The sequence below is a fragment of the Variovorax sp. dw_954 genome (genome assembly GCF_018449755.1).
Taxonomy (GTDB): Bacteria; Pseudomonadota; Gammaproteobacteria; order Burkholderiales; family Burkholderiaceae_C; genus Variovorax.
The window spans coordinates 26,186-50,185 of sequence record NZ_JAAVVD010000011.1 but is presented as its reverse complement, the minus strand read 5'-3'; the positions used below and the strand labels follow the sequence as shown (position 1 = coordinate 50,185).

The following is a 24,000-nucleotide window of genomic DNA, read 5'->3' as shown; positions in this document are numbered from 1 at the left end:
TGTTTTTCCTGAACAATAGCCTCCCCCATGAATCCCAACGCCGACACCCTCTGGAAAGCGCCACGCTGGGCCCTGGCGGTGTTGCTGGCCGTGCTGGGCATGCTCGGGCCGTTCTCGATCGACACCTACATCCCGGCCTTCTCGGGGATCGCGAGCACCATCGGCGCAACGCCCGCGGAGATGCAGCAGACGCTGTCGGGCTACCTGTTCGGCTTTGCGTTCATGAACCTTTTCCACGGCGCGCTGTCGGACAGCTTCGGCCGGCGGCCGGTGGTGCTGGGCGGGCTGGCGGTGTTCACGCTGGCGTCGCTGGGTTGCGCGTTGTCGCAGACCATCGGGCAGCTGGTGCTGTTCCGGACGCTGCAGGGCCTGTCGACGGGCGCGGGCATCGTGGTGTCGCGCGCGGTGATCCGCGACATGTTCCCGCCGGCGGATGCGCAGAAGGTGATGGCGCAGGTGACGATCTATTTCGGCGTGGCGCCGGCGATCGCGCCGATCGTGGGCGGCTTCCTGTTCGTGCACCTGGGCTGGCACAGCATCTTCTGGTTCCTGGTCGGCGTGGGCGTGGTGCTGTTCGTGGCCAACTGGAAGCTGTTGCCCGAGACGCTGCACCCGGACCATCGGCAATCGTTCCATGTGCGGCACCTGATGCGCGGCTACTGGGACCTGTGCTCGGACCCGCGCTTCCTGCTGCTCGCGCTGGCGAGCGGCGTGCCCTTCAACGGCATGTTCCTCTACGTGCTGTCGGCGCCGGCCTTCCTGGGCGACCACCTCGCGCTGGCGCCGACGCAGTTCTTCTGGTTCTTCCTCATGACCATCGGCGGCATCATGGCCGGGGCGCGCGCCAGCGGCCGCATGGCGGGCCGTGTCGCGCCCAAGCGGCAGATCCGCGACGGCTTCCTGATCATGGTCGTGACCTCGATCGTCAACGTGGCTGCCAACCTGCTGTTTACGCCGAACGTCTGGTGGGCGCTGTGGCCGATAGGCATCTTCGCCTTCGGCTGGGCGCTGATGGTGCCGGGCGTGACGCTGCTGGTGCTGGACCTGCACCCCGAGCGTCGCGGCATGGCCTCGTCGCTGCAGGCGGTGATCGGCTCCACGGCCAATGGCGTCGTGGCGGGCGTGATCGCGCCGCTCGTCATGCACTCGACTGTGGCGCTGGCGGTGTCCTCGATGCTGATGCTGTGTGTGGGGCTCGTGGCCTGGCTCTGGCTGCACCGGCGCTGGCCGGAGATCGGCCGGATGGTCGCCGCCTGAGCCATGGCGGGGACTGAAGCGCGCACGGCCTCGCTTCGCACCGCGCTGCGCGCGTGGCTGCCTGCGCGTGCGCGTGTCGATTCGAAGGAGCGCTTGCGCGCCGTGGCTGGCGCCCTGCTGGGCCTTCTGCTCACAGGACTGGTGTGTCGTGCGTTCGCGGACCTTGGCGCCATCTGGCTGGTTGCGCCGCTGGGCGCGAGCGCGGTGCTGGTGTTCGCGGTGCCGGCGAGTCCGTTGGCGCAACCGTGGTCGGCCATCGGCGGCAACACCGTGTCGGCGCTGGTCGGCATTGCCTGCGCCAACCTGCTGCCCGACCCCGCCCTCGCGGGCGCCCTGGCAACCGCGCTCGCCATCGGGCTCATGTTCTCGCTGCGCTGCCTGCATCCGCCCGGCGGCGCGATGGCCTTGCTGGTGGTGCTGACGCACACCACGTCGTTTTCCTTCGCGCTGTTTCCGGCGATGGCCAATTCGGTGCTGCTGGTGCTGGCCGGCGTGGCCTACAACACGCTGACCGGGCGACGCTATCCGCACATCCAGTCCGCGCCTGCCACGCCGCCGGCCGATGCGCGCTTCAGTTCGGCTGACGTGGACGCGGTGCTGGCCCGCTACAACCAGGTGCTGGACATCAGTCGCGACGACCTCGAGTCGCTGATCCAGCAGACCGAGGTCGAGTCCTTCCGCCGCCGCATGGGCGAGTTGCGCTGCGCCGACATCATGTCGCGTGAGCCCATGACGGTGGAGTTCGGCACCTCGCTGCAGGAAGCCTGGCAGGTGATGCAGCAGCGGCACGTCAAGGCGCTGCCGGTGACGGACCGCACGCGGCGCGTGGTGGGCATCGTCACGCAGGCCGACTTCTTCCGGCACATCGACCTGCGGCTGCACCAGGGCCTGGGCGCGCGGCTGCGCAGTTTCCTGCGGCCCTCGCCCGGCGTGACGTCGAGCAAGGCGGAGGTCGTGGGGCAGATCATGACGAAGCAGGTGCGCGTGGCGACCGACGACCGGCCGGCGCTGGACCTGGTGCCGCTGTTCTCGGATGCGGGCCACCACCACATACCGATCATCGACGGCGGGCAGCGCCTGGTGGGCATGATCACGCAGTCCGACTTCGTGCGTGCGCTCTACCGCGCCGTGCGCCCTGGAGGCTGAAGCGCATGCACCCTCACCAACTTCTCGAACACTACGGCTATTACGCGGTCTTCTTCATCGGGATGTTCGAGGGGGAGACGATCCTGATGCTGGGCGCCTATGCGGTGCACCAGGGGTACTTGTCGATGCTGCCCTTGATCGCTGTCGGCGCACTGGCAGCCTTCTGCACGGACCAGTTCTATTTCCAGGTGGGCCGGCGCAAGGGCGCCGAACTGATGGCCACGCGCCCGAAGCTGGCGGCGCATCTTGCGCGCGTGCAAGGCTTCATCGAGCGCCATCCGGTCGCGACGATCTTCCTCATGCGCTTTGCCTGGGGCTTCCGCGTGGTGATGCCGGCGGCGCTGGGCATGGGCAAGATGCCGGTCGCGGCGTACGTCGCGCTGGACGCCGTCGCTGCGGCGCTGTGGGCGACGGTCATCGCACTGTTCGGCGTCAACATCGCAGGCGTGGTGCATTCGTTGATGAGCAAGGTGCAGCATCACGAGCATGTGATCGTGTTCGGGACGCTGGCGATCGCGCTGACCCTGGCGATGCTGCGGCAGTGGCGGGTTCGGCGGTAGGTCACATCAGAGCGCGCTGGCTGAGCCTGCAAGTCGCGTGGTAGGGACAGGCTCGCGCCGGTTGTCCTGTCGCTCCGGCAGGCCCGCCCAGCGCAATCCCTCGATCAGACGCGTCCCTTCCTGGCCGCTTTCTCGGCGATTGATCGGCAGTTCATCGTCTCCCCTTCGTGGCGATCCGGGGGCAGGGACCTATGGTGGTGCACCGCACTTCCACGGTGGATTGTTTTCAAGGAGCCAGCATGAAAGCGCCTTCTCATTGGACGGGTGCCGTCGTCCTGGCCCTTGCAAGCGTCACCTGCATTCCATCGCGCGCCAAGGAACAGGGTGCAGAGATCGATCTGCCCGTGGCGACGGCGGTGGATGACGAAGGGACTGCCGGCGTGCAGCTCTTGTCCGCCAGCCAGCAAGCGTCGCAAGCCGAACCTGAGTCCCGCGGCGAGGCCATCTACAGCCCGTTCTCCTCCGGCCTGTTCACCTACCAGGAATATCCATCCGCTGCGCGAATGCCGAGCAAAGGTGGTCCCGATTTGACGATGACGCTGGCCGCAAGCGTGGCCAGCGCTGTCGCATTCGTCTGGCTGCTCCTGCGCATCTGAAGCTGTGCAGCCCGGCCCTCCGCCGCAGGACAGTGAACTCACGAAGCCTGCGGCCCCGTACGTAACCACCTGAAGGGATTCATCATGAACGGAAGATCGATCTTGCGGCGTTCCATGGGCAGCTACCTGGTCGTGCTTGGCCTGGGCATCGCCGGGGCGACAGCGGCCAGCGAGGCCGCCGCCGGCTGTGGCATGTACACCGGGCCGTCGTCACTGCCACCGAGCTGGAGCCCGTCCTCGATGCAGGCGCATGAGGGCAGGAGGCCACCGCCCTCCGCCACGAATATCGTCGGCATGTGGAAAGTCAGCTTCTTCGCAGACGACGCCGCTCACACCCAGGTCGATTTCGCGACGGTGCAGTGGCACAGCGACGGCACCGAGTTCATGATTTCCGGCGGCCGTGCGCCGAGTACCGGCGACGTCTGCATGGGGGCATGGGAACAGACCGGCGGCTCTACCTACAAGCTGAAACATATTGCGCTCGCCTACAGCAGCAGTGATTCCGCGCCGCCCGTGGTACCCGCAGCATTTGTTGGCCCGGCGATCATGCAACAGACGGTGACGCTCAGCCGCTCGAAGAACAGCTACGCGGGCACCTTCACGATCGACCAATACGCGCCTGACGAAACAACACTGATCGTGCACATCACCGGCACGGTGAGTGCGACGCGCTTCACTGCGGATTGAGCCTCGCGGGGGGCTTCATTTCACGATGAATCGAATGCCGTGGAACGCTGCTTTCAAGCCCTGGCCCGCCGCGCCAGCCACAGGCGCAGCAGGGCGAGGATGGCCAGCAGGGTCAGCGCCGCGCCCGCCAGCGATGCATGGATGCCGACCGCGCTGCCGCCCAATCCCACCGTGATGCCTGCAAACGCGCGCAGCCCCAGCGCCGACATGTTAAACAGCCCGATCACGCGACCACGCGACGCGGCCGGGGCGTTCAATTGCACCAGCGTCTGCGCCATCGAACTGAAGGACAACTCGAAGACGCCCGCCGCGAACAGCAGCAGCAGCGCCAGCGGATACGAGCCGGTCGCCGCAAAGCCTGCAAGTGACAGGCACCAGCACATGCAAAGCACCAGCGCGGTCGAAGGCGCCGGGCGTAGCAGGCCACCACGACTCTCCATCAGCAGGCCGGCCAACAATGCACCGGCGGCGTCGGCTGCGAGCAGCATGCTGTAGGTGGTGCCGGGGTCGCCGTGGCCGAGGTCACGCGCGAAGCCCGGCATCTGGGCCTGGTAGCTGTTGGCGACGAAGAAGGACGCCAGCCCCGCCAGCAGGATCATCGAACCCAATGATGGATCGGAGCGCACTTCGCGGATCGTCTTGAGGATGTCGGCCAGGCCGCGCACCGCACGCGGCGGCGCGCCACCGCCCTTGCGAAAGCGCGGCCCGTACGGCGCACGCCACAGCCAGAGAAAGGCCGGCAGGAAGAACACGGTGTTGAGCAGCAGGCCGTAGCGCGGCCCGATGGTCAGCATGATGAGCCCGCCGACTGCCGGACCCACCAGCACGCCGAGGTAGCGCGCGGTCGCGAGCAGGCGCACGCCGCTCGGCAGGTCGCGCGAGGGCACCACGTCATGCAGCAACAGTTGCGTGGCGCCCTGCCACAGCACGCCGGCGCAGCCGTGGATGATGAGCAGCACCATCGCATGCCACATCTGCAGCGTGTCGGTGATGAAGAAGTACGCCCATCCGGCCGACGCCGTCATGAACAGCGCCATGCCGCACTGGATCAGCCGCCGCGGGTCGACCCGGTCGGCCAGCGCACCCACCGGCACCGAGAACAGCAGGAAAGGCAGCCAGTGCGACACCACCGCGAAGCCGCCCAGCGCGGGCGACTGGAACTTCTGGAAGGCCATCCAGTAGCTGATCACGTGCTCGACGTTGTCGGCCATCATGGCCAGCAGGTAGGTGCCGACGAGCGCCTGGTAGCCGGGATGGCGCAAGGCTGCGAAAGATGGCGCTGGCGGCTGCGTGTTGTTGGGAGTGGCAGACATTCAATGGATCAGTAAACGCCAAGCGCGAGGCCCGCGGACAGTGCGGCGCCGAGTTCACGGCACTGTGCAAGGTCGGCGGCGCCGATCTGCTTGGGCCGCAGGATGGCTTCGGGCGTCTGCGCATGCGTGCAGACGATGAGCGTCGGCGCGACCTGCTTCAAACGCCAGCCGGTGGCGATGCGTTCCAGCTGTCGCAACGCGTTCTGGCCGTCGCTGCCGGCGCAGACCAGTGCGAGGTAGGGCCGGCCATTGAGGCGGTCGAGTGCGGCGTAGTAGCAACGGTCGAAGAAATCCTTCATGAGGCCGGCCATCGCTGCCAGGTTCTCCGGCGTCGCGAAAAGGTAGGCGTCGGCGGCCAGCACATCCTCGGGCCCGGCCTCCGATGCGCGCAGCAGGCGCACGCGCACGCCGCTTTCCTCACGCGCACCTTGGGCGGCCGCGTGGGCCATCTGCTCGGAGCCGCCGGTCATGGAGTGGTAGACGATCAACAGCGTCTTCGAAGTCATGGCCGGCCAGCATAGTGCGAACGGCCGCATCCCGCTTGCACGCCCCCGTGGCCCGAGCCTCACGTTTGCGCGCGAATGACTTTGGCGAATCCGGATCACGGCGTATAAGTACCACTTTTCCCACCAAGGACGCCGCGTTGAGCCTCGATCTCGATCCAGACATTGCCCGTCGACCGGCCATCCTCGTGGTCGACGACACGCCGGACAACCTGATGCTGCTCAGCAACCTGCTCAAGGACCAATACGCGGTCAAGGTGGCGAACAGCGGCGAGAAGGCCCTGAAGATCGTGCGTGCCGGCGAGCCACCCGACCTGATCCTGCTCGACGTGATGATGCCTGGCCTCTCCGGCCACGATGTCGCGCGCCAGCTCAAGGCCGACCCGACGACCCGCGACATCCCGATCATCTTCCTGACCGCGCTGTCCTCCGAGAAGGACGAGACGCTCGGCCTCGAAATAGGCGCGGCCGACTACATCACGAAGCCGATCCGACCGCCCGTGATGCTGGCGCGCGTGGATACGCAACTGAAGATCAAGGCCGCCGCCGACTTCCTGCGCGACCAGAAGGACTACCTGGAGCAGGAGGTGGCCCGGCGCACGCGCGAGATCTCGGCGATCCAGGACGTCACCATCCTGGCGATGGCCTCGCTGGCCGAGGCGCGCGACAACGAGACCGGCAACCACATCCGCCGCACGCAGCATGACGTCAGGGTGCTCGCCGAGCAGTTGCGCGAGCATCCGCGCTTCGGCCATTTCCTCGACGATGCAACGATCGCGCTGCTGTTCAAGTCGGCGCCGCTGCACGACATCGGCAAGGCCGGCATTCCGGACCGCATCCTGCTCGCGCCGGGCACGCTGAGCCCGGAGGAATTCGAGATCATGAAGACCCACACCACGCTGGGTCGCGACGCGATCGAGCAGGCCGAGCGCCAGCTCGGCACCGACGTGGCCTTCCTGCGCGTGGCCAAGGACATCATCTACAGCCACCAGGAAAAGTGGGACGGGAGCGGCTACCCCGAAGGCCTGGCCGGCGACGCCATTCCGATCGCCGCGCGGCTCATGGCGCTGGCCGACGCCTACGACACGCTCACCAGCCGGGGCGTCTACAAGGACGGCATGTCGCACGACGAAGCGGTGCAGCTGATCGAGGAAGGCCGGGGCACGCACTTCGACCCCGACATCGTCGACGCCTTCCTTGCACGCACCGACGACTTCCGCCAGATCGCCCTGCGCTTCGCCGACACCGACGAGGACATCGCGCGGAAGATGGAGGCACTGGTCTTCATCGCCGAGTCGGCCTGAGGACATGGCGCCGCTGCCGCCTACCGGCGCATGCCCCTAGCGCGAGCCATGCGCAAGCTGCTGCGATTGCTCGAACGCCTCACGCTGCGCCGCAAGCTGGTGCTCGGCTTCGGGTCGGTGATGCTGCTGACGCTCGCGCTGGGCGTCCAGAGCCTGCTCACGCAGCAGCTCTTCAACCGCGACTTCCAGCGCCTGCAGTCGATGGAAGTGGTGGGCATGGCGCGCGCCAAGGAGGCACAGATCCATCTCGTGTGGCTTCGCCTGACCCTGCGCAATGCCATGTGGGCGGCGACTCCGGCGCAGCGGGACGACCTGCTGAACCTCTTCGAAGTCCGGCGCGACCAGCTGCACACCGCGATCGCGCAGATCCGGCCCACGCTGTCGCGACGCGAGAACATCGAGCGGCTGGAACAGTTCAATGCGCTGCTGGCGCAGATGGAAACCGCCAGTGAAGAACTGATCGCCGTATCCCGCAGAGGATCACCGGAACAGGCGCGAAGCCTGGTCGATGGTGACGCCATCGAGCTCCAGGCCGCGCAGGCAGAAGGCCTGCTCGCACAGATCGCGGCCGAGAAGGAGCAAGGCGCCGACCAGGCGGCCGACGATATCCGCAGGTTTGCCGGCCGCAACGCGACGCTGTCCCTGGGGCTGCTGCTGGGCGGTCTGGCACTGACGGTGCTGTGGTCATGGATGATCGCGGCGTCGATCCGCCGGCCGAATACGCTCGTTCGGCTGTCGGTCGATGCACTGGCGCGCGGCCAGCTGCACCAGCAGGTGCCGCATACCGACCTGCCCAACGACGTGGGCGAGCTCGCGCGGGCCGTGTCCACGTTGCAGTCCGAGCTGCAACAGCTGGACGAGCAGCGGTGGAACAAGAACCACCAGGCGCTGATCCTGGCCGAATTGCAGCAGGCGGAAACGCCGGTCGAACTGGCCCGGCGCTTCCTGCGCGGCATCGGTCCGCTGCTCGACGTCACGCGGGGCGCCCTCTACCGCGTCGATACCCCGGTGCGCGCACTGGAACTGATCGGTGCGCATGCGATCGTGCCGGTCCGACCGCCGAGCGACCACCTCGCCTTCGGCGAAGGGGTTGCCGGCCGGTGCGCCGAGGAGGCGCGCGAGCTGCGCAGGGTGCCAGACGAAGTGGAGCAGAGTCCGTCCAGTGATCCGCATTCCGACCTGTTGGCGCACAGCTGGGTCACCGCCACGCCGGTCTTCCATGGCGCGCGCCTGCTGGGCGTGATCGAACTGATCAGCGGCATCGCACCGGGAGAAAAGGAACTCGCACTGCTGCGCGACCTGCTGCCCAAGCTGGCGATGAGCCTGACGATCGTCGAGCGCAACCAGGCCGTGCAGGAGCTGCTCGACCAGACGCGCGAGCAGTCCGCGTCGATCCGGGGCCAGGCCGACCGGCTCGCGGAACAGGCCGCCGAACTGCAGGCCCAGCAAGCCTCGCTGCAGGCCACCCGCGCCTGGTACCAGGGCATCGTCGAGGCGGCGCCCGACGGCATGCTCATCGTCGACGCCAAGGGCCGCATCGTGCTCGCGAATCCCGAACTGCACCGCCTCTTCGGCTATCCCGAGGGCGAACTGATCGGCCAGCCGATGGAGATCCTCGTGCCACCCGGCGTCCGCGCGCAACACCCCGGCCTGCGCGCGGGCTTCATGACGCAGGGCCTCACGCGGCAGATGGGCAGCTCGCAGATGGACCTGCAGGGGCAGCGCAAGGACGGCAGCCGCTTCACGCTGGAAATCGGTCTCGCGCAACTGCCGGCCATCGACGCAAGGGGCGTCTGCGTGTGCGCATCGGTGCGAGACATCACCGCGCGCCGCGCGATCGAGGAAGCCGTGCGCGACACGGAGGAGCGCTTCCGCCGGGTCATCGAACAAGCGCCGGCGGGCCTGTTGATCGCGGACGACGACACCGAGGCGCTGCTGTTCACCAACCACAAGCTTGCGGAGGTGTTCGGCGAACCCGTCGAGCGTGTGACGTACAGGGCTGATCGCGTCAAGTTCTGGGCGGAGCCCGAAGAGTTGGCCCGCTTCATCGAGCTTGTCGGGGCGAACGAGATCGTGCGCGACTTCGAGGCCACCTTCAGGCGGCGCGACGGCAGCTTGCGCCATGTGCTGGTGTCGTCGACCCGGGTCCGCGCGGGCGGCCGGACGATCGCCGGCAACTGGTACTTCGACATCACCGACCGCAAGGCCGCCGAGGCCGAGGCGCAGCGCGCCCTGGAAATTGCCGAGGAGGCCACGCGCGTGAAGAGCGACTTCCTCGCCAACATGAGCCACGAGATCCGCACGCCGATGAACGCCATCATCGGCATGAGCCACCTCGCATTGAAGACCGGGCTGGACGCGCGCCAGCGCAACTACATCGAGAAGGTGAACCGCGCCGCCGAGAGCCTGCTGGGCATCATCAACGACATCCTGGATTTCTCGAAGATCGAGGCCGGCAAGATGAGCCTGGAAGAGGCGCCGTTCCGGCTCGAGGAGGTGCTCGACGACTTCGCCAGCATGGTGAGCCTGAAGGCCGAGGGCAAGGGCCTGGAGCTGCTGTTCAGCACGCCGGCCGGCTTGCCCACCGCGCTGGTCGGCGACCGGCTGCGGCTCGGCCAGGTGCTCATCAACCTGGGCAACAACGCCGTCAAGTTCACCGATGCGGGCGAGATCGTCGTCGGCGTCCAGGTGCAGGAGCTGCACGACGACCGCGTGGCGCTCCGCTTCCGGGTGCGCGACACCGGCATCGGCATGACGCCGGAGCAGATGACGCGCATGTTCCAGCCCTTCAGCCAGGCGGACGGCTCGATCACACGCCGCTACGGCGGCACCGGGCTGGGCCTGACCATCTCCAAGAACATCGTCGAGATGATGAGCGGGCGCATCTGGGTCGAGAGCGAGGCGGGCCGGGGGTCGACTTTCCATTTCACGGCGCAGTTCGGCTTGCAGGCGCTGTCGCCATCGCAAGTGCGCCACATGCTCAGGGCTGACGAGTTGCAGGGCCACCGTGCGTTGGTGGTGGACGACAACGCGAGCGCGCGCGAGATCCTGTCGGAGATGGCCCGGAGCTTCGGGCTCGAGGTGGATGTCGCGCGCAGCGGGCAGGAGGCCGTCGCGCTGGTGGCTGCGTCGGAAGGCACGGACCGCGCCTACGACCTGGTGTTGATGGACTGGAAGATGCCAGGCATGGATGGCGTCGAGGCCACGGCGCGCATCCACGCCGGCGCGCCGGGGCAAGCGGGCCGGCCGCCCGCGGTGATCATGGTCACCGCCCTCGCCCGCCACGAGGCGCAGGAGGCCGCCGATCGGCGCGCCGTGAGCCTGCCGCTGGTGCTGAACAAGCCGGTCACGCCGTCGACGCTGCTGGAGGCGATCGGCGAGGCGCTCGGCAAGACGCAGGGGGCCGAGCGCCGCAGCGCGCCCGACGCGGCGCCCGGCTACAGCGCCATGGCGCAACTGGCCGGTGCTCGGGTTCTGCTGGTGGAGGACAACGACGTGAACCAGGAACTGGCGCGGGAACTGCTGGAAGGCGCCGGCATCGAGGTGGTCATCGCCGGCGACGGCGCGCAGGCGCTGGCGCTGCTCGCCCAGGACGCCGCCTTCGACGGCGTGCTGATGGACTGCCAGATGCCCGTGCTCGACGGCTACGCGGCCACGCGCCAGCTGCGCGAGCAGGACCGCTTCCGCGACATGCCCATCCTTGCGATGACGGCCAACGCGATGGTCGGCGATCGCGACAAGGCGTTGGCCAGCGGCATGAACGACCACATTGCCAAGCCGCTGAACGTGGCGGCGATGTTCGCGACGATGGCGAAGTGGATTCGCCCGGGAAAGGGCTCGCCGCCGGCACAGGCGACGGGCCGCGGCCCGGTCGCGCCGCAAGCTGCCGAAGCGCTCCCGGTGCTGCCGGCGCTGCCGGGAATCGACCAGGCCGCCGGACTGGCCACGTGCCAGGGCAAGGCCGATCTCTATCGCCGCCTGCTCGTCAAGTTCCGCGACTCGCAGGCAGCTTTTCCGCAGGCTTTTGCGCAGGCGCTGAAGGGCGATGACGCCGCGGCGCCGGCCCGTGTCGCCCACACGCTGCGGGGCACTGCCGGCAATATCGGTGCATCAGCGCTGGCCCAAGCCGCGGCTGCGCTCGAAGACGCCTGCCAGCAGGGCCCTCGGGGCGATGCGCTGCACGAACCGCTGGCGGCGGTGATGAGTGAGTTCACGCCGGTGATGGAGGGGCTGCGCCAACTCGACTCGGCGGCGGCATCCGTGCCGACGGGGCCGGCGATCGAGCTTGATCTGGGGAGCTTCGCACCGCTGGTCAAGCGGCTGAAGCAGCGGCTGGTCGCCAGCGATCCGGCAGCGGTGGAGCTTGCCGCCGAACTTGAAAAGGCCCTGGCCGCGCACCCGGCGCACCGGGCCGCGGTGCGCCGGGTCGGCGGCAAGGTCAACGACTTCGATTTCGACGAGGCGCTGAGCTTGCTCGAGGCCTGGGAGAGCGGATGGCCTGCCCGGGCCTCAGCTCAGGCTGCGGGCTCCGCGTAAGCGCGCAGGTCCACCGTGCGGCTGCCATCGTCGGCCAGCAGGCGCAGGCTGGCGGACGCGTCTTGCGGGTCGGCGATCAACACGCCGCGGCAGCGAACGTCCCGGTCGCTACTTGGTGCGCCCCGGCGGCTGCGCGCAAGGGCGGCGATTTGTTCGAAGAAATTTGTCCGGCGCAGGCCGCGTCAGCGCGCCACGCCCAGCAATCGCTCCAGCACTTCAGGTTGCGCACGCAAGGCCGCGGCGCTGTCAGCGTGGACGACCGTGCCGTGATCGAGCACGACGGCCGTGTCGGAGATCGCGAGGATCGCCTGCGGATGCTGCTCGACGATGATGGCCGCGAGGCCCTCGTCCTGCGTGATGCGGCGGATCGCGCGCAGCAGCTCTTCCACGATGATCGGCGCCAGGCCTTCCAGCGGCTCGTCGAGCAGCAGCAGCTTGGGGTTGACCACCAGCGCGCGGCCGACCGCCAGCATCTGCTGCTCGCCACCCGAGAGCTGCGTGCCGAGGTTCCCCTTGCGCTCCGCGAGCCGCGGGAACATCTCGTAGACGCGTTGCGGGTTCCACTTGCCGGGGCGCTCCACGGCCGTCAGGTTCTCATGCACCGTGAGCGACTTGAAGATGTTGCGCTCCTGCGGCACCCAGCCGATGCCCGCGGCTGCGCGCTGGTGCGGCGCGAGCTTGTCCAGCGCCGCCCCGCCGAGCGTGATGCGCCCGCCGTGCTGGCGCGTGGCGCCGGCCAGCGTGTTGATGAAGGTGGTCTTGCCGGTGCCGTTGCGGCCGAGCAGCGCGAGCGTCTGGCCGACGCCGAGCGTCAGGGACACATCGTGCAGGACGACAGCTTCGCCGTAGCCGGCGCTGAGCGTTTCTACCTTGAGCAGTTCAGACATGCGTGGCTCCATGGCCCAGGTAGACCTCCTTCACCTTCGGGTCGTTGGCGATCTGCTCCGGGTTGCCTTCGGTCAGCAGCGTGCCGTTGACCAGCACCGTCATGCGGTCGGCGAAGCTGAAGACCAGGTCCATGTCGTGCTCGATGAGCAGCACCGACACATCGGCCGGCAATGCGGCGACGGTCTGCAGCAGTTCCTCGCGTTCGCCCGCGGGCACGCCGGCCACGGGCTCGTCGAGCAGCAGCACACGCGGCTCGCAGGCCAGCGCGATTGCGATCTCCAGCAGGCGGCGCTTGCCATAAGCGAGTTGCTTGACGGGTTGCCCGGCCACCTCGGCGAGGCGGAAATGTTCCAGCAACTCGCCGGCCCGTTCGACCACGCGCTTGTCTGCGCCCAGCGGCTTCCACCACTGCGCCGACAAGCCCTGCTGCCGCGACACCACGAGCGCCAGCGTCTCCAGCGGCGTCATCGAGTCGAACAACTGGTTGATCTGGAAGGTGCGCACCATGCCGCGCGTCACACGCTTGTGCGGCGCGAGTTTGGTGATGTCCTCGCCGAGCAGTTCGATGCGGCCTTCGGTGGGCGTGAGCACGCCTGTCAGCAGGTTGATGAGCGTGGTCTTGCCGGCGCCGTTCGGGCCGATCAGGGCATGTCGCGCGCCGCGCTTCAGGTTGAGCGAGACGTTGTTGGTGGCGGTGATGCCGCCGAAGCGCATCACGAGGCCGGTGGCGGAAAGGACTACCTCCGTCATGCCCGCCTCCCGAACCAGGTCCAAGGCTTCAACAGGCGATCGCGCCCGACCAGCACCAGCAACACCAAAATCAATCCGATCCAGAACATCCAGTACTGCGGCGTCACGGTCGAGAGCGTGTCTTGCAACAGCTTGAACACGATCGCCCCGGCGATGCCGCCATAGAGCCAGCCCACGCCGCCGATGACCAGCATCAGCATCACGTCGGCCGATCGGTCGAAGGCCAGCACGTCGAGCGACGCGAAGCCCGTGGTCTGCGCCAGCAGCGCACCCGCGGCGCCGGCGATGGCCGCCGCGATGGTGTAGATCGTCACGAGGCGCGAGGCCACCGGGATGCCGATCGCCATCGCGCGCAGGCGGTTGTCGCGGATTGCCTTCAGCGTCGCGCCGAAGGGCGATTGCACGAGGCGACGCATCAGCAGGAACAGCAGCAGCACGATCGACAGGCTGTACCACGCCGCCGTGCGGCCGAACAGGTCGAACTCGAACAGGCCGAGCACCGGCCCCATCACCACGCCCTGCAGCCCGTCGGCGCCGCCGGTGAGCCAGTCGAGCTTGTTGGCCAGTTCGAGCAGCAGCAGGGCCGTGCCCAGCGTGACCATGAGCCGCGTGAGGTCGCTGCCGCGCAGGATCGTCACGCTGGCCAGCGCGCCGATGGCGCCCGACAGCACGATGGCCACCAGCAGGCCCACCGTTGGATCGGGCATCACGAGCTTGGCGAACAAGGCCGCCGCATAGGCGCCGAAGCCGAAGAAGGCCGCATGTCCGAGCGACACGATGCCCGTGTAGCCGAGGATCAGGTCGAGCGACATCGCGAACAGCGCGACGATGGCGATCTCGTTGACCATCAGCGCGTGCGACGGCATCACCAGCGGCAGCGAAAACGCCACCAGCCACACCACGAACTCCAGCGGCCGCCAACGCGTCTTGCGCAGCAGCGCCGCCTGGAAATCCAAACCCTTGCCGGCGGCCATCAACGGCCTCCCTTCCGGGTGAACAGGCCCTGCGGTCGCCACATCAGGATCGCGATCATCAGCAGGTACACGGTGAACGCGCCCATCTTCGGAATGAAGTACTTGCCGCCCACATCGGCAATGCCGAGCAGCAAGGCCGCCGCGAGCGGCCCGGTGATCGACGAGGTGCCGCCGACCGACACCACGATCAGGAAATAGATCATGTACTTGAGCGGAAAGGTCGGGTCGAGCCCCAGGATCTCGGCCCCGAGCGCGCCGCCCAGCCCGGCCAGGCCCGAGCCCACGGCAAAGGTCGACAGGAACACGATGTTGACGTTGATGCCGAGGCCCGCCGCCACGCGCGGGTCATCGACCGCGGCGCGCAGGCGGCTGCCGAAGCGCGTCTTAGAGAGGATGAGTTGCAGCACCACCGTGAGCACCGCGCACACCGCGATGATGAACAGCCGGTAGTGGCCCATGCCCAGCATCAGCGCGCCATCGCCGATCTCGGTGCGTCCGCGCAGCCACTCGGGCAATTGCACGATCTGCTGCGACGAGCCGACGAAGTAGTCGACCGCGGCCACCGCCATGAACGCGAGCCCGATCGAGAACAGCACCTGGTCGAGGTGCGGCTTCCCGTACATCGGCCGGTAGAGCGTACGCTCCAGCACCGCGCCCAGCAGCGCGACCACGATGAAGGCCAGCGGCAGGCAGGCCAGGAAGGGCAAGCCGGCCTTCTGCATCGCAAAGACCGTGAGATACCCGCCGGCCATCGCAAAGGCGCCGTGCGCCAGGTTGATGAAGTTCATCAAGCCCAGCGTCACGGCCAGCCCGACGGCCAGGACGAACAACAACATGCCGTAGGCGATGCCGTCGAAAAGAATGGTGAGCATGCTTCTGATCCGAGGCTGAAGATATTCGGGCTACCGGACGCAGGGGACGCGAAGGTTCCGCGAAGGACGCAAAAGAGAAGACAAAATTTTCCTGGCTGTTCTTTCGCGACCTTCGCGTGCCTTCGCGTCCTTCGCGGCCGGTCAAGTCCGCATTCAGACGGCCGTATTTACTTGGCCTTGCCCGGGTCCTTCACAGCCTTCAGCACGTCGAACTCGACGTTGTAGAGCTGTCCGTCCTTCTTCTCGACCTTGCGCAGGTACACGTCCTGCACGATGTCGCGCGTCTGTGCGTCGATCAGCACTTCGCCGCGCGGGCTTTCGAAGACCTGGCCCTTCATCGCGGCCAGCAGCGCATCGCCGCCACCCTGGCCCTTGGTCTGCTTGAGTGCTTCGTAGATCACGCGCATGCCGTCGTAGCCGCCGACGGCCATGAAGTTGGGCCTCATGCCCTTGTTGGCCTTCTGGAAGGCCTCGACGAACTTCTTGTTCGCGGCCGACGGATGCGCCGCCGAGTAGTGGTGCGTGGTGACCACGCCGAGCGCGCCGTCGCCCATGTCGTTGAGTTGATCGTCATCGGTCACGTCCCCGGTGGCGATCAGCTTGATGCCGGCCTTGTCCATGCCGCGCTCCAGGAACTGCTTCATCACGGCCGAGCCCGCGCCCGAGGGCACGAACACGAACAGCGCATCGGGCTTGGCATCGCGCACCTTCTGCAGGAAAGGCGCGAAGTCCGGGTTGCGCAGCGGCACGCGCAGCTTGTCCAGGACCTTGCCGCCGTTGAGCTGGAAGCGCTCGCTGAAATACTTCTCGGCGTCGTTGCCGGGGCCGTAGTCGCTGACCAGCGTCACGACCGACTTGATGCCGTTCTTCGGCGCCCAGTCGCCCATCGCCACCGACACCTGCGGCAGCGTGAAGCTGGTGCGCACGATGTAGGGCGATGCCTCCGTGATGCTCGACGTGGCGGCGGCCATCACCACCTGCGGCGTCTTCGATTGCGTGGCCAGCGGCGCGGCGGCGAGTGCGGCCGGCGTCACGCCAAAGCCGGCGATCACGTTCACCTTGTCGTTGACGATGAGTTCCTGCGCCAGGCGCTTGGTGACATCGGGCGTGGCGGTGTCGTCCTTGACGATCAGCACGACTTTCTTGCCAGCGACCGTGTCGCCGTTTTGCGCCATGTAGAGCTTGGCCGCCGCTTCGATCTGGCGACCCGTCGACGCTTGCTGGCCGGTCATCGGCAGGATCAGGCCGATCTTGAACACGTTGTCCTGGGCCTGCGCTGCCAGGGGAAGGGCAAGTGCGACGGCAGTCAAGCCGACGGCGTGGATCAGATGGCGACGTTGCATGGCGGGAAGTCCTCCAGTTGGCGAAATGGTGAGAGTGTGCTTATTGTGAACAAGTGTTTCGACACGGAGGCTGTGGCTATCCCTAGACGAATCCGGTCGAGATCGATTGTGTGCGATTTGCGAAACAACTGCGCGATGATCGCGCAGATCAGTCGTCCGGCCGGTACGACGAATCGATCGAAATCGAGCCGACCACGCGCGAGACGCAGGTGCAGATGCGCTCGTTGCTCGCCTTCTCGTGCTCGCTGAGGAAGACGTCGCGGTGGTCGATCTCCCCGTCGAGCGCGAGCACGTCGACCGCGCACAGTCCGCACTCGCCGCGCTTGCAGTCGTGCAGTGTCTGCACGCCCGCGGCATGCAGCGCGTCCATCATGCTGCTGTCGGCCGGCACCACGATGCCGATGCCCTGGCGCGGCACCTGGACGCGGAATGGCTGCGGCGCGAAGCGGCCGCTGCTGCCGAAGGTCTCGTAGCGCAGGTCGGCCAGTGGCCGGCCCGACGCGGCCCATTGCCGGCGCACCGCATCGAGCATCGGCACCGGGCCGCAGACGTACATCTGGCCGCCGACGGGCAATGATTCGATTTCCGCGGCGATGTCGATGTGCCGGCCCTGCGCGCCGACGAACTCGGCGAAGGATTCGCCGAGTAATTCGCCCAGCAGCGGGCGGTAGGCCAGCTCAGCCTCCTCGTGCGCGCCGTAGACCATGCGCAACGGCGCCTGACTGCCCTTGCGCGAACGCAGGTGCTGCGCCATGTGCAGCATCGGCGTGATCCCGATACCGCCGGCCACGAGCAGGTACGCCGGCGCGTTCAGGTCGAGGCCGAAATGGTTGCGCGGGCCGTTCACCTGCAAGCGGTCGCCCACGGCGAGCTGCCACATCGCGCGGGAGCCGCCCTGCCCTTCGTCCAGGCGCTTGACTGCGATGCGGAAGCATTCGCCATCGGGCGTGCCCACCAGCGAGTACGAGCGCTTGATCGGCCGGCCCTCGCGCAGCAGCTCGACTTCGATGTGGCTGCCCGGCGACCAATCGGCGCCGATGTCGTGCGCGTCTTGCGGGCGAATGGTGAACTCGCGCACGGTGGGCGTGATGTCGCGCAGCGCCTCGACGCGGGCGGCTCGCCAGTTGGAGGAACTCTTCATGTCTTCTTCAGCTACGTCGGCGGATCAATTGAACGCCCGGCAAGGGATGGCTCAGTGCGCCATGCAGCGCCTCGCGCAGGTTGCGTTGCGCGATGCGGCTGTGCTCACGCATCAACGCCTCGGCGCGCGAGCCTTCGCGGGACTCGATCGCATCGAGCACCTGCCAGTGCTGGTCCTGCGCGATCAGCAGCATGTCGCGCGCGGCCGGCGAGTTGGCCTGCACCACGACAAAGCCCGAGGGCGAAGCGAACGGCAGGTTGCTGATGCGCTCTAGTTGCTGGGCGATCACCGGGCTGCCCGACAGCTCCGACAGCAGCGCATGGAACTGCGCATTGAAGCTGACGTAGCGCGAAAAGGCCGCGTCGTCGAGCGCGGGTTCGCGCAGCAGTTCATCGATGCGCTGCAGGCAGGCGCGGGCCTCTCGCAGCACCACGGGCGCCGCGCCGCGTTCGGCGGCCAGCCGGGCCGAGAGCCCTTCGAGCGTGCCGCGCAACTCGATGGCATCGGACACATCGCGCTCGGAAAAGGTGCGCACCGCATAACCGCCGTTGGGCAGGCTCTCGAGTAGGCCTTCCTGTTCGAGCCGCATCAGGGCCGAGCGCACGGGCGTGCGCGAGACGCCCAATTGCTCGGAGATGGCCACTTCCGCGATGCGCGAGCCGCCGGGCAGCTCGCCGGCCAACACCATCTCGCGCAGGCGCAACTGCGCCTTGACCGCCTGCGATGCACCCGCTTCCGCCGCGTCCGTCGATGGCGTGACCACGGCACTCATCGCGCAGTCCCGACCGGCTCCGCCGGCCGGATCGGAATCGTCGGCCGCTTCGGCTGCTCGCGCTCGACCATGCGGTCGATGAGCCGCCGCGCCCACATCGCGCCGGCGTCGATGTTGAGGTTGTAGAAGGCGTAGTCGGGCCGCTCGTCGATGGCACGCTGTTGCGCCTCGAGCACCAGTTCGTCCTCGCGAAAGATCGTCGCCACGCCTTCGCGCAACTCGTGCGTCAGCCGTTGCTCGCCGATGCAATAGTTGCGTGCGAAGGCCCAGAAGTAGAGACAGGTGTTGTCGGTCTCCGGCGTGATGGTGTTGAGCACGTAGCCGTTGACACCGCGGCTGCGGTCGCCCTTGTCGCCATCCTTCTTCGGCACCGCGCCGCTGCCCGCCTCGGCCACGCCGACGTCGATGTTCACCGTGCACGGGCCTTCGAAGCGAATGATCTGCCAGCGATCAACCTTGCCCTTGTAGCCAAGCCCGTGCTTGATCTGCGCGGCCCAGAACGGCGGCGCGTCGATGTTCTCCATCCAGCGCGTGACAGTGGCGGAACGGTCGCCGTGGGTCGCGACGAAGGGCGCCTCCGCCACCTCCCGGCTGCCGATCGAGGAGCCGTGCACGAAGGTCTCGTGCGTCAGGTCCATGAGGTTGTCGACGACCAGCCGGTAGTCGCAGGCGACGCGGATCATCTTGCCGTCGCCGGCCCACTCGGGGTCGTCGTTCCAGTGCATGTCGGGCACCAGCGCCGGGTCGGCCTTGGCCGGATCGCCGGGCCAGATCCAGACGAAGCGGTGCTTCTCGACCACCGGATACGAGCGCACGCAAGCCGACGGGTTCAGCGTCTCCTGGCTCGGCATGAAGGTGCAGCGGCCCTGGCTGTTGTAGACCAGCCCGTGGTAGCCGCAGACCACCTCGTCACCCTCCAGCCGGCCGAGCGACAGCGGCATCAGCCGGTGCCAGCAGGCGTCTTCGAGCGCTGCGACCTGTCCGTCGGTCTGGCGATAGAGCACCAGCTTCTGGTTGCAGATCGTCCTGGGGAACAACGCGCGCTTCACTTCGACGTCATAGGCGGCCGCGTACCAGGCATTCAGTGGGAAGCTGGGGGTGGTATTCATGGATTCGGACTGTATACATTGACGCCGTCGAATTCCACATTTTTGAGCTATTTCGAGGGTAAACACCTATCTCAATGTATCCAGTGCTGCATCGCCAGAAGCCGCTACCATCCACATCCACCTTTCAGCACAGACGGAGCCATTCATGTCCCAGCACGCCACCCTGCCCGCAAGGTTCGACCATGTCGGCAGCTTCCTGCGCCCCAAATACCTGCTCGAGGCGCGCGAGCAGAAAGCCAAAGGCGAGATCACGCCCGAGCAGCTTCGCCTGGTCGAGGACAAGGCGATCACCGAGATCGTGAAGTTCCAGGAAGACATCGGCCTGAAGAGCATCACCGACGGCGAGTTCCGCCGCACTTATTTCCACATCGACTTCCTGGAGCAGCTGGGCGGCGTCAAGACCGACATCCCGGTGACCATCCGCAAGCCCGACGGCACCGAGGAGCTGGCGCCGCCGGTGATGCGCGTGATCGACAAGGTGACCCATGCCAAGCAGATCCAGCTGGCCGACTTCCAGTACCTGAAGAGCCAGGTCTCCGCCGGCAACACGCCGAAGGTGACGATTCCCTCGCCCACCATGCTGCACTTCCGCGGCGGCCGCGCCGGCATCAGCAAGGCGGCCTACCCGGAGCTGGACCCCGAGTTCTATGACGACGTGGCCCGGGCCTATGGCGACGAACTGCGTTCGCTGGCCGCCGCCGGCTGCACCTACGTGCAGATGGATGACACCAACCTCGCCTACCTCTGCGACGAGAAGATGCGCGAGGCCGCCCGCCAGCGCGGCGACGACCCCAACGAGTTGCCGCACCGCTATGCCAAGTTCATCAACAAGGTGGTCGCGCAGAAGCCACCGGGCATGCTGCTGGCCATGCACCTGTGCCGTGGCAACTTCAAGAGCACGCACGCGGCGGCCGGCAACTACGAGCCGGTTGCCGAGGCGCTCCTGAAGGAGATGGACCTGGACGCGTATTTCATGGAGTACGACGACGCGCGCTCGGGCGACTTCAAGCCGCTGCGCTACCTGCCCAAGGGCAAGACGGTTGTGCTGGGCCTGGTGACGACCAAGTTCGGCGAGATGGAAGACAAGGACGAACTCAAGCGCCGCATCGAGGACGCCGCCAAGTACGCCTCGCTCGACCAGTTGGCGCTGTCGCCGCAGTGCGGGTTCTCGAGCACGGTGCATGGCAACAACATTGCCGTGGAGGCGCAGCGCAACAAGCTGCGTCTCGTCGTCGAGACCGCGCGAGAGGTCTGGGGCGGCTGAGCCTTCTCCTTGTCAGGGGCGCGGCGGGCGCATTGCGCTATGAGCTGATCGTTGTCCGGGGCGCGGCGGGGCGTTGCGCTTTGGGCTGATTCGTTGTCCGGGGCGCGGCGGCGGGCGGCATGCGGCACGGCGCGTGCGACCCTACTGTGCCGGTCGCTTCGCGACTCCCCTGCAGTGCTCACGTTTGGCGGGGTCCACATGAACTCGCTTCGCTCAAACAGCATGTGGCCCTGATCCGCCAAACGCTGCGCGCTTCGGCGGCACAGAAGGGTCACCCACCCCGCACCGCACACCACCCACCGCCGTAGACACGCCCGTGGTGCTTCCCTCTTGCTCCCTCTCCCCTCGGGGAGAGGGTTGGGGTGAGGGCAGCCCCACCCAATGGGGCGGGACAGTTCCTGACGACCCGGACCTCGCCATCGGCCTATCACGTCCCCTTCGGCGCGTTCCTTTCGTCGATCGCCAGGAGCCGGCCGCCGGTGTAGCGATAGATCCACTTCAATGCGACGGCCTCTGCCATGCGCTCGAATTCGTCCTCTGCTGCACAGAGTTCCTCGGTCAGGCGCACGACGCGGAGGAGTGCCAGGGCGTAGGCAGTGCCCCCGGCGAGACCCAGGGCAGAAAGAAGATCTCTTGCACTGGCGAGCTCAGCACGGATGAGGTTGACGGGGCGAAGGTTGTGTTCCATGACGTTCTCCTTGTATGCCACTGAGTTGCAGCAACCTCCGATGGGGTTCTATTTTTGATAGCGCACAGCGGTCGCTCCCCGTCTTGCTCCCTCTCCCTCCGGGAGAGGGCCGGGGTGAGGGCAACCCCCTCCCCCAAGCGCGGGGCGTTCGATCACCCCCAAGCCCGGTGCGCGGTGTGGGTTGGTCGACCCTTCTGCGCCGCCGAAGCGCGCAGCGTTTGGCGGATCAGGGCCACATGCTGTTTGAGCGAAGCGAGTTCATGTGGACCCCGCCAAACGCGAGCACTGCAGGGCAGCCCCGGAGGGGCCGGCGCAGCAGGGTCGGCCGGCCCGCACCGCGCACCGGGCGCTCCCCCCAACGAACCAGCGAACCAGCGAACCAGCGAACCAACGAACCAACAACCCAACGCCCCGCGCACCCCCCTCATATCCCCCAAACGACAGAGGCATAAGCACCTAGCGCGCAAACCACCCCGTGGGCGACACTTCGCGCCATGCACAGCGCCCTGTTTGCCTGGTTGCCAAGCCCGTCCCAGCATTTCCTGGTCGTCTCGACCGCGCTGCTGATCTACGTGCTCACCACGCGCTCCCGGCGGGACCAGCGCGCGCCGACCACCGCCATCGCCTGGGTGATGGGCATGCTGGTGGTGCCGTACCTCGCGCTGCCCGCCTACCTGATGTTCGGCCAGCGCAAGCTCCGGCCCGCCGGCTCACCGCGACCGCCGCGCGCCACCGGCACCGAACACTGGGCCGCCGACCTCGTCGAGAGCTTCGGCCTCGCGGCGCCCGGCCCTACCGAGATTCGCATGCATGCCGATGGCACGGCCGCGCGCGACGCGCTGTTCGAGGTCATCGCCGGCGCCCAGCGGCGACTCGACGTCGGCACCTTCATCATCGGCAGCGATGCCTTCGGCCGCGACGTGCTGGAGCGCCTCACGCAACGGGCGCGCGATGGCGTGGCCGTGCGCGTGCTGCTCGATGGCTTTGGCGCGCTATCGCTGCCGCATGGCCACTTCAACGGCCTGCGTGCGGCCGGTGGCGAGGTAGCCGTGTTCCGTCCTCTCTTCAGCCTGCGCCGCAGCGGCCCGCGCAACCTGCGCAACCACCGCAAGTCCACCATCGCGGACGACCAATGGCTCTGGTCGGGCGGGCGCAACCTGGCGGGCGAGTACTTCCTGGGCAATGAGGCGCATCCCGAGCCGTGGCTCGACCTCAGCTTCGACCTGCGCGGCAGCACCGCCGCCGCCGCCGCTCGCCAGTTCGACCACGACTGGGCCTCCGTGCGCGGGCGCAAGGCGCGCGGGCCGGCGCCCACCGCGCAGCCGGTCGACGGCCCGTTGACGCAATACATGCCCAGCGGCCCCGACCAGACCGAGGACACGGCCCTCGCATTGCTGGTCGGCGCCTGCTTTCGCGCCGAGCACCGCGTGCTGGCCATCACGCCCTACTTCGTGCCCGGCGACGGCTTGCGCGATGCACTGCGGCTGGCTGCGCGCCGCGGCGTGCAGGTGACCATCGCGATACCCGCGCGCTCCAATCATCCGCTCGCGGACTTCGTGCGAGCCCGCGCCATGCGCGACCTGGCGCGCGCCGGGGTCAACTTTCGAATGCTGCCGTTCATGGTGCATGCCAAGGCGGTGGTGGTGGACGAGGACATCGCCATGTGCGGCTCGATCAACCTCGACCTGCGCAGCCTGCTGCTGAACCACGAGGCCAGCGTGCTGTTCTACGGGACGGCGCAGATCGACTGGCTGGCGCAATGGATCGAGACCATGGCCTCCGCCGGCGAGCCTTATCGGGCGCGTCGGCCCGGGCTCATGCGCGACCTGGCGGAAGGCTTGCTGCTGACCGTCGCGTTCCAGCTGTGACCCAAGCGCCGCAGGCGCGTTCGGGGGTGGGCTACAACGCAGCGAAGCTCGAAGGCCGATCCCGATTGCAGAAATCCAGGAACGCATCGAGCTCATTCGACTTGTCGAACACCGCGTCCGCGCCGAGCTTCAGGCAGCGCTCGCGGATGTCGACGGTGGCGTAGTTGGTCAGCACCACCACGCGCTGCTGCGGCCCGCGCTCGCGGCAACTGGCCAGCACGCCGAGGCCGGAGCCTTCCTTGAGGAACAGGTCGACGATGGCCAGTTGCCACTCGTCGCCGTGCGCAGCCAGCCACTCGGCGGCATCGACCTCTGTCTCCGCCACGCCGACGATGCTCGCATTCACCATGTCTTCCAGCGCTGGAATGAGGTTGTCCCGGATGGTCGGGTTGTCTTCGACGAGAAACGTGATGAGGGCCACTGTGCTCA

Annotated in this window: 21 protein-coding genes; 9 read left to right on the top strand and 12 right to left on the bottom strand. The window is 67.5% G+C overall.

Going from position 1 to position 24,000, the window contains the following annotated elements; genetic code table 11:
- The first annotated feature begins 27 nt into the window (after positions 1-27).
- The 5 genes from HB681_RS18055 to HB681_RS18035 all read left to right on the top strand — a co-directional run bounded on the left by HB681_RS18055 (position 28) and on the right by HB681_RS18035 (position 4,246).
- Positions 28-1,257, top strand: a complete 1,230-nt coding sequence (locus HB681_RS18055) for a multidrug effflux MFS transporter (protein WP_213956246.1) — start codon at positions 28-30, stop codon at positions 1,255-1,257.
- 3 nt (positions 1,258-1,260) lie between these two features.
- The gene (locus HB681_RS18050; RefSeq protein ID WP_213956245.1) at positions 1,261-2,403 is read left to right on the top strand and encodes an HPP family protein; all 1,143 of its coding nucleotides are present in this window, start codon (positions 1,261-1,263) and stop codon (positions 2,401-2,403) included.
- A 5-nt stretch (positions 2,404-2,408) separates the two neighbouring features.
- Complete coding sequence (locus HB681_RS18045) at positions 2,409-2,963, top strand: VTT domain-containing protein (protein WP_213956244.1); 555 nt, start codon at positions 2,409-2,411, stop codon at positions 2,961-2,963.
- 239 nt (positions 2,964-3,202) lie between these two features.
- Entirely contained in the window at positions 3,203-3,559 is a 357-nt protein-coding gene (locus HB681_RS18040; RefSeq protein ID WP_213956243.1) for a hypothetical protein, read from the top strand.
- 84 nt (positions 3,560-3,643) lie between these two features.
- Positions 3,644-4,246: a hypothetical protein gene (locus HB681_RS18035; protein ID WP_213956242.1), complete on the top strand. Its 603-nt coding sequence runs from the start codon at positions 3,644-3,646 to the stop codon at positions 4,244-4,246.
- A 53-nt stretch (positions 4,247-4,299) separates the two neighbouring features.
- On the opposite strand, the gene HB681_RS18030 is transcribed toward HB681_RS18035, so the two are convergent.
- On the bottom strand, positions 4,300-5,559 hold the full coding sequence (locus tag HB681_RS18030) for an MFS transporter (RefSeq protein ID WP_213956241.1): 1,260 nt from the start codon (positions 5,557-5,559) through the stop codon (positions 4,300-4,302).
- Positions 5,560-5,567: 8 nt separating this feature from the next.
- Positions 5,568-6,065, bottom strand: coding sequence for an NAD(P)H-dependent oxidoreductase (locus HB681_RS18025; RefSeq protein ID WP_213956240.1), 498 nt, complete (start codon positions 6,063-6,065; stop codon positions 5,568-5,570).
- A gap of 137 nt (positions 6,066-6,202) precedes the next feature.
- Here HB681_RS18025 and HB681_RS18020 point away from each other — a divergent pair, with 137 nt between their 5' ends.
- Complete coding sequence (locus HB681_RS18020; protein ID WP_218628250.1) at positions 6,203-7,366, top strand: two-component system response regulator; 1,164 nt, start codon at positions 6,203-6,205, stop codon at positions 7,364-7,366.
- Positions 7,367-7,414: 48 nt separating this feature from the next.
- Positions 7,415-11,902 (top strand): response regulator, encoded by a 4,488-nt coding sequence (locus HB681_RS18015; protein WP_213956239.1) that lies wholly within the window; start codon positions 7,415-7,417, stop codon positions 11,900-11,902.
- A 182-nt stretch (positions 11,903-12,084) separates the two neighbouring features.
- On the opposite strand, the gene HB681_RS18010 is transcribed toward HB681_RS18015, so the two are convergent.
- The 8 genes from HB681_RS18010 to HB681_RS17975 form a co-directional block, all read right to left on the bottom strand.
- Entirely contained in the window at positions 12,085-12,789 is a 705-nt protein-coding gene (locus HB681_RS18010; protein WP_213956238.1) for an ABC transporter ATP-binding protein, read from the bottom strand.
- Positions 12,782-13,540 carry an ABC transporter ATP-binding protein gene (locus tag HB681_RS18005; protein WP_213956237.1) on the bottom strand — a complete coding sequence of 253 codons (759 nt, stop codon included), beginning with the start codon at positions 13,538-13,540 and terminating at the stop codon, positions 12,782-12,784. The genes HB681_RS18010 and HB681_RS18005 overlap by 8 nt, the downstream gene beginning before the upstream one ends.
- Positions 13,537-14,514 (bottom strand): branched-chain amino acid ABC transporter permease, encoded by a 978-nt coding sequence (locus HB681_RS18000; protein WP_213956236.1) that lies wholly within the window; start codon positions 14,512-14,514, stop codon positions 13,537-13,539. Before HB681_RS18000 ends, HB681_RS18005 begins: the two co-directional genes overlap by 4 nt.
- Positions 14,514-15,386 (bottom strand): branched-chain amino acid ABC transporter permease, encoded by an 873-nt coding sequence (locus HB681_RS17995; RefSeq protein WP_213956235.1) that lies wholly within the window; start codon positions 15,384-15,386, stop codon positions 14,514-14,516. Before HB681_RS17995 ends, HB681_RS18000 begins: the two co-directional genes overlap by 1 nt.
- Before the next feature lie 167 nt (positions 15,387-15,553).
- Positions 15,554-16,729: an ABC transporter substrate-binding protein gene (locus HB681_RS17990; RefSeq protein ID WP_213956234.1), complete on the bottom strand. Its 1,176-nt coding sequence runs from the start codon at positions 16,727-16,729 to the stop codon at positions 15,554-15,556.
- Positions 16,730-16,877: 148 nt separating this feature from the next.
- Positions 16,878-17,870: a PDR/VanB family oxidoreductase gene (locus tag HB681_RS17985; protein ID WP_213956233.1), complete on the bottom strand. Its 993-nt coding sequence runs from the start codon at positions 17,868-17,870 to the stop codon at positions 16,878-16,880.
- 7 nt (positions 17,871-17,877) lie between these two features.
- The gene (locus HB681_RS17980) at positions 17,878-18,642 is read right to left on the bottom strand and encodes a GntR family transcriptional regulator (protein ID WP_213956232.1); all 765 of its coding nucleotides are present in this window, start codon (positions 18,640-18,642) and stop codon (positions 17,878-17,880) included.
- Entirely contained in the window at positions 18,639-19,751 is a 1,113-nt protein-coding gene (locus HB681_RS17975) for an aromatic ring-hydroxylating dioxygenase subunit alpha (RefSeq protein WP_213956231.1), read from the bottom strand. The genes HB681_RS17980 and HB681_RS17975 overlap by 4 nt, the downstream gene beginning before the upstream one ends.
- A 145-nt stretch (positions 19,752-19,896) precedes the next feature.
- Here HB681_RS17975 and HB681_RS17970 point away from each other — a divergent pair, with 145 nt between their 5' ends.
- On the top strand, positions 19,897-21,015 hold the full coding sequence (locus HB681_RS17970; protein ID WP_213956230.1) for a 5-methyltetrahydropteroyltriglutamate--homocysteine S-methyltransferase: 1,119 nt from the start codon (positions 19,897-19,899) through the stop codon (positions 21,013-21,015).
- Between the two features lie 427 nt (positions 21,016-21,442).
- Here HB681_RS17970 and HB681_RS17965 read toward each other — a convergent pair whose 3' ends face one another.
- Positions 21,443-21,703: a hypothetical protein gene (locus HB681_RS17965; RefSeq protein ID WP_213956229.1), complete on the bottom strand. Its 261-nt coding sequence runs from the start codon at positions 21,701-21,703 to the stop codon at positions 21,443-21,445.
- 494 nt (positions 21,704-22,197) lie between these two features.
- Between HB681_RS17965 and HB681_RS17960 the strand changes: the two genes are divergently transcribed.
- On the top strand, positions 22,198-23,571 hold the full coding sequence (locus HB681_RS17960) for a phospholipase D-like domain-containing protein (protein WP_213956228.1): 1,374 nt from the start codon (positions 22,198-22,200) through the stop codon (positions 23,569-23,571).
- 31 nt (positions 23,572-23,602) lie between these two features.
- On the opposite strand, the gene HB681_RS17955 is transcribed toward HB681_RS17960, so the two are convergent.
- Positions 23,603-23,992, bottom strand: coding sequence for a response regulator (locus HB681_RS17955; RefSeq protein WP_213956427.1), 390 nt, complete (start codon positions 23,990-23,992; stop codon positions 23,603-23,605).
- Positions 23,993-24,000: the final 8 nt, after the last annotated feature.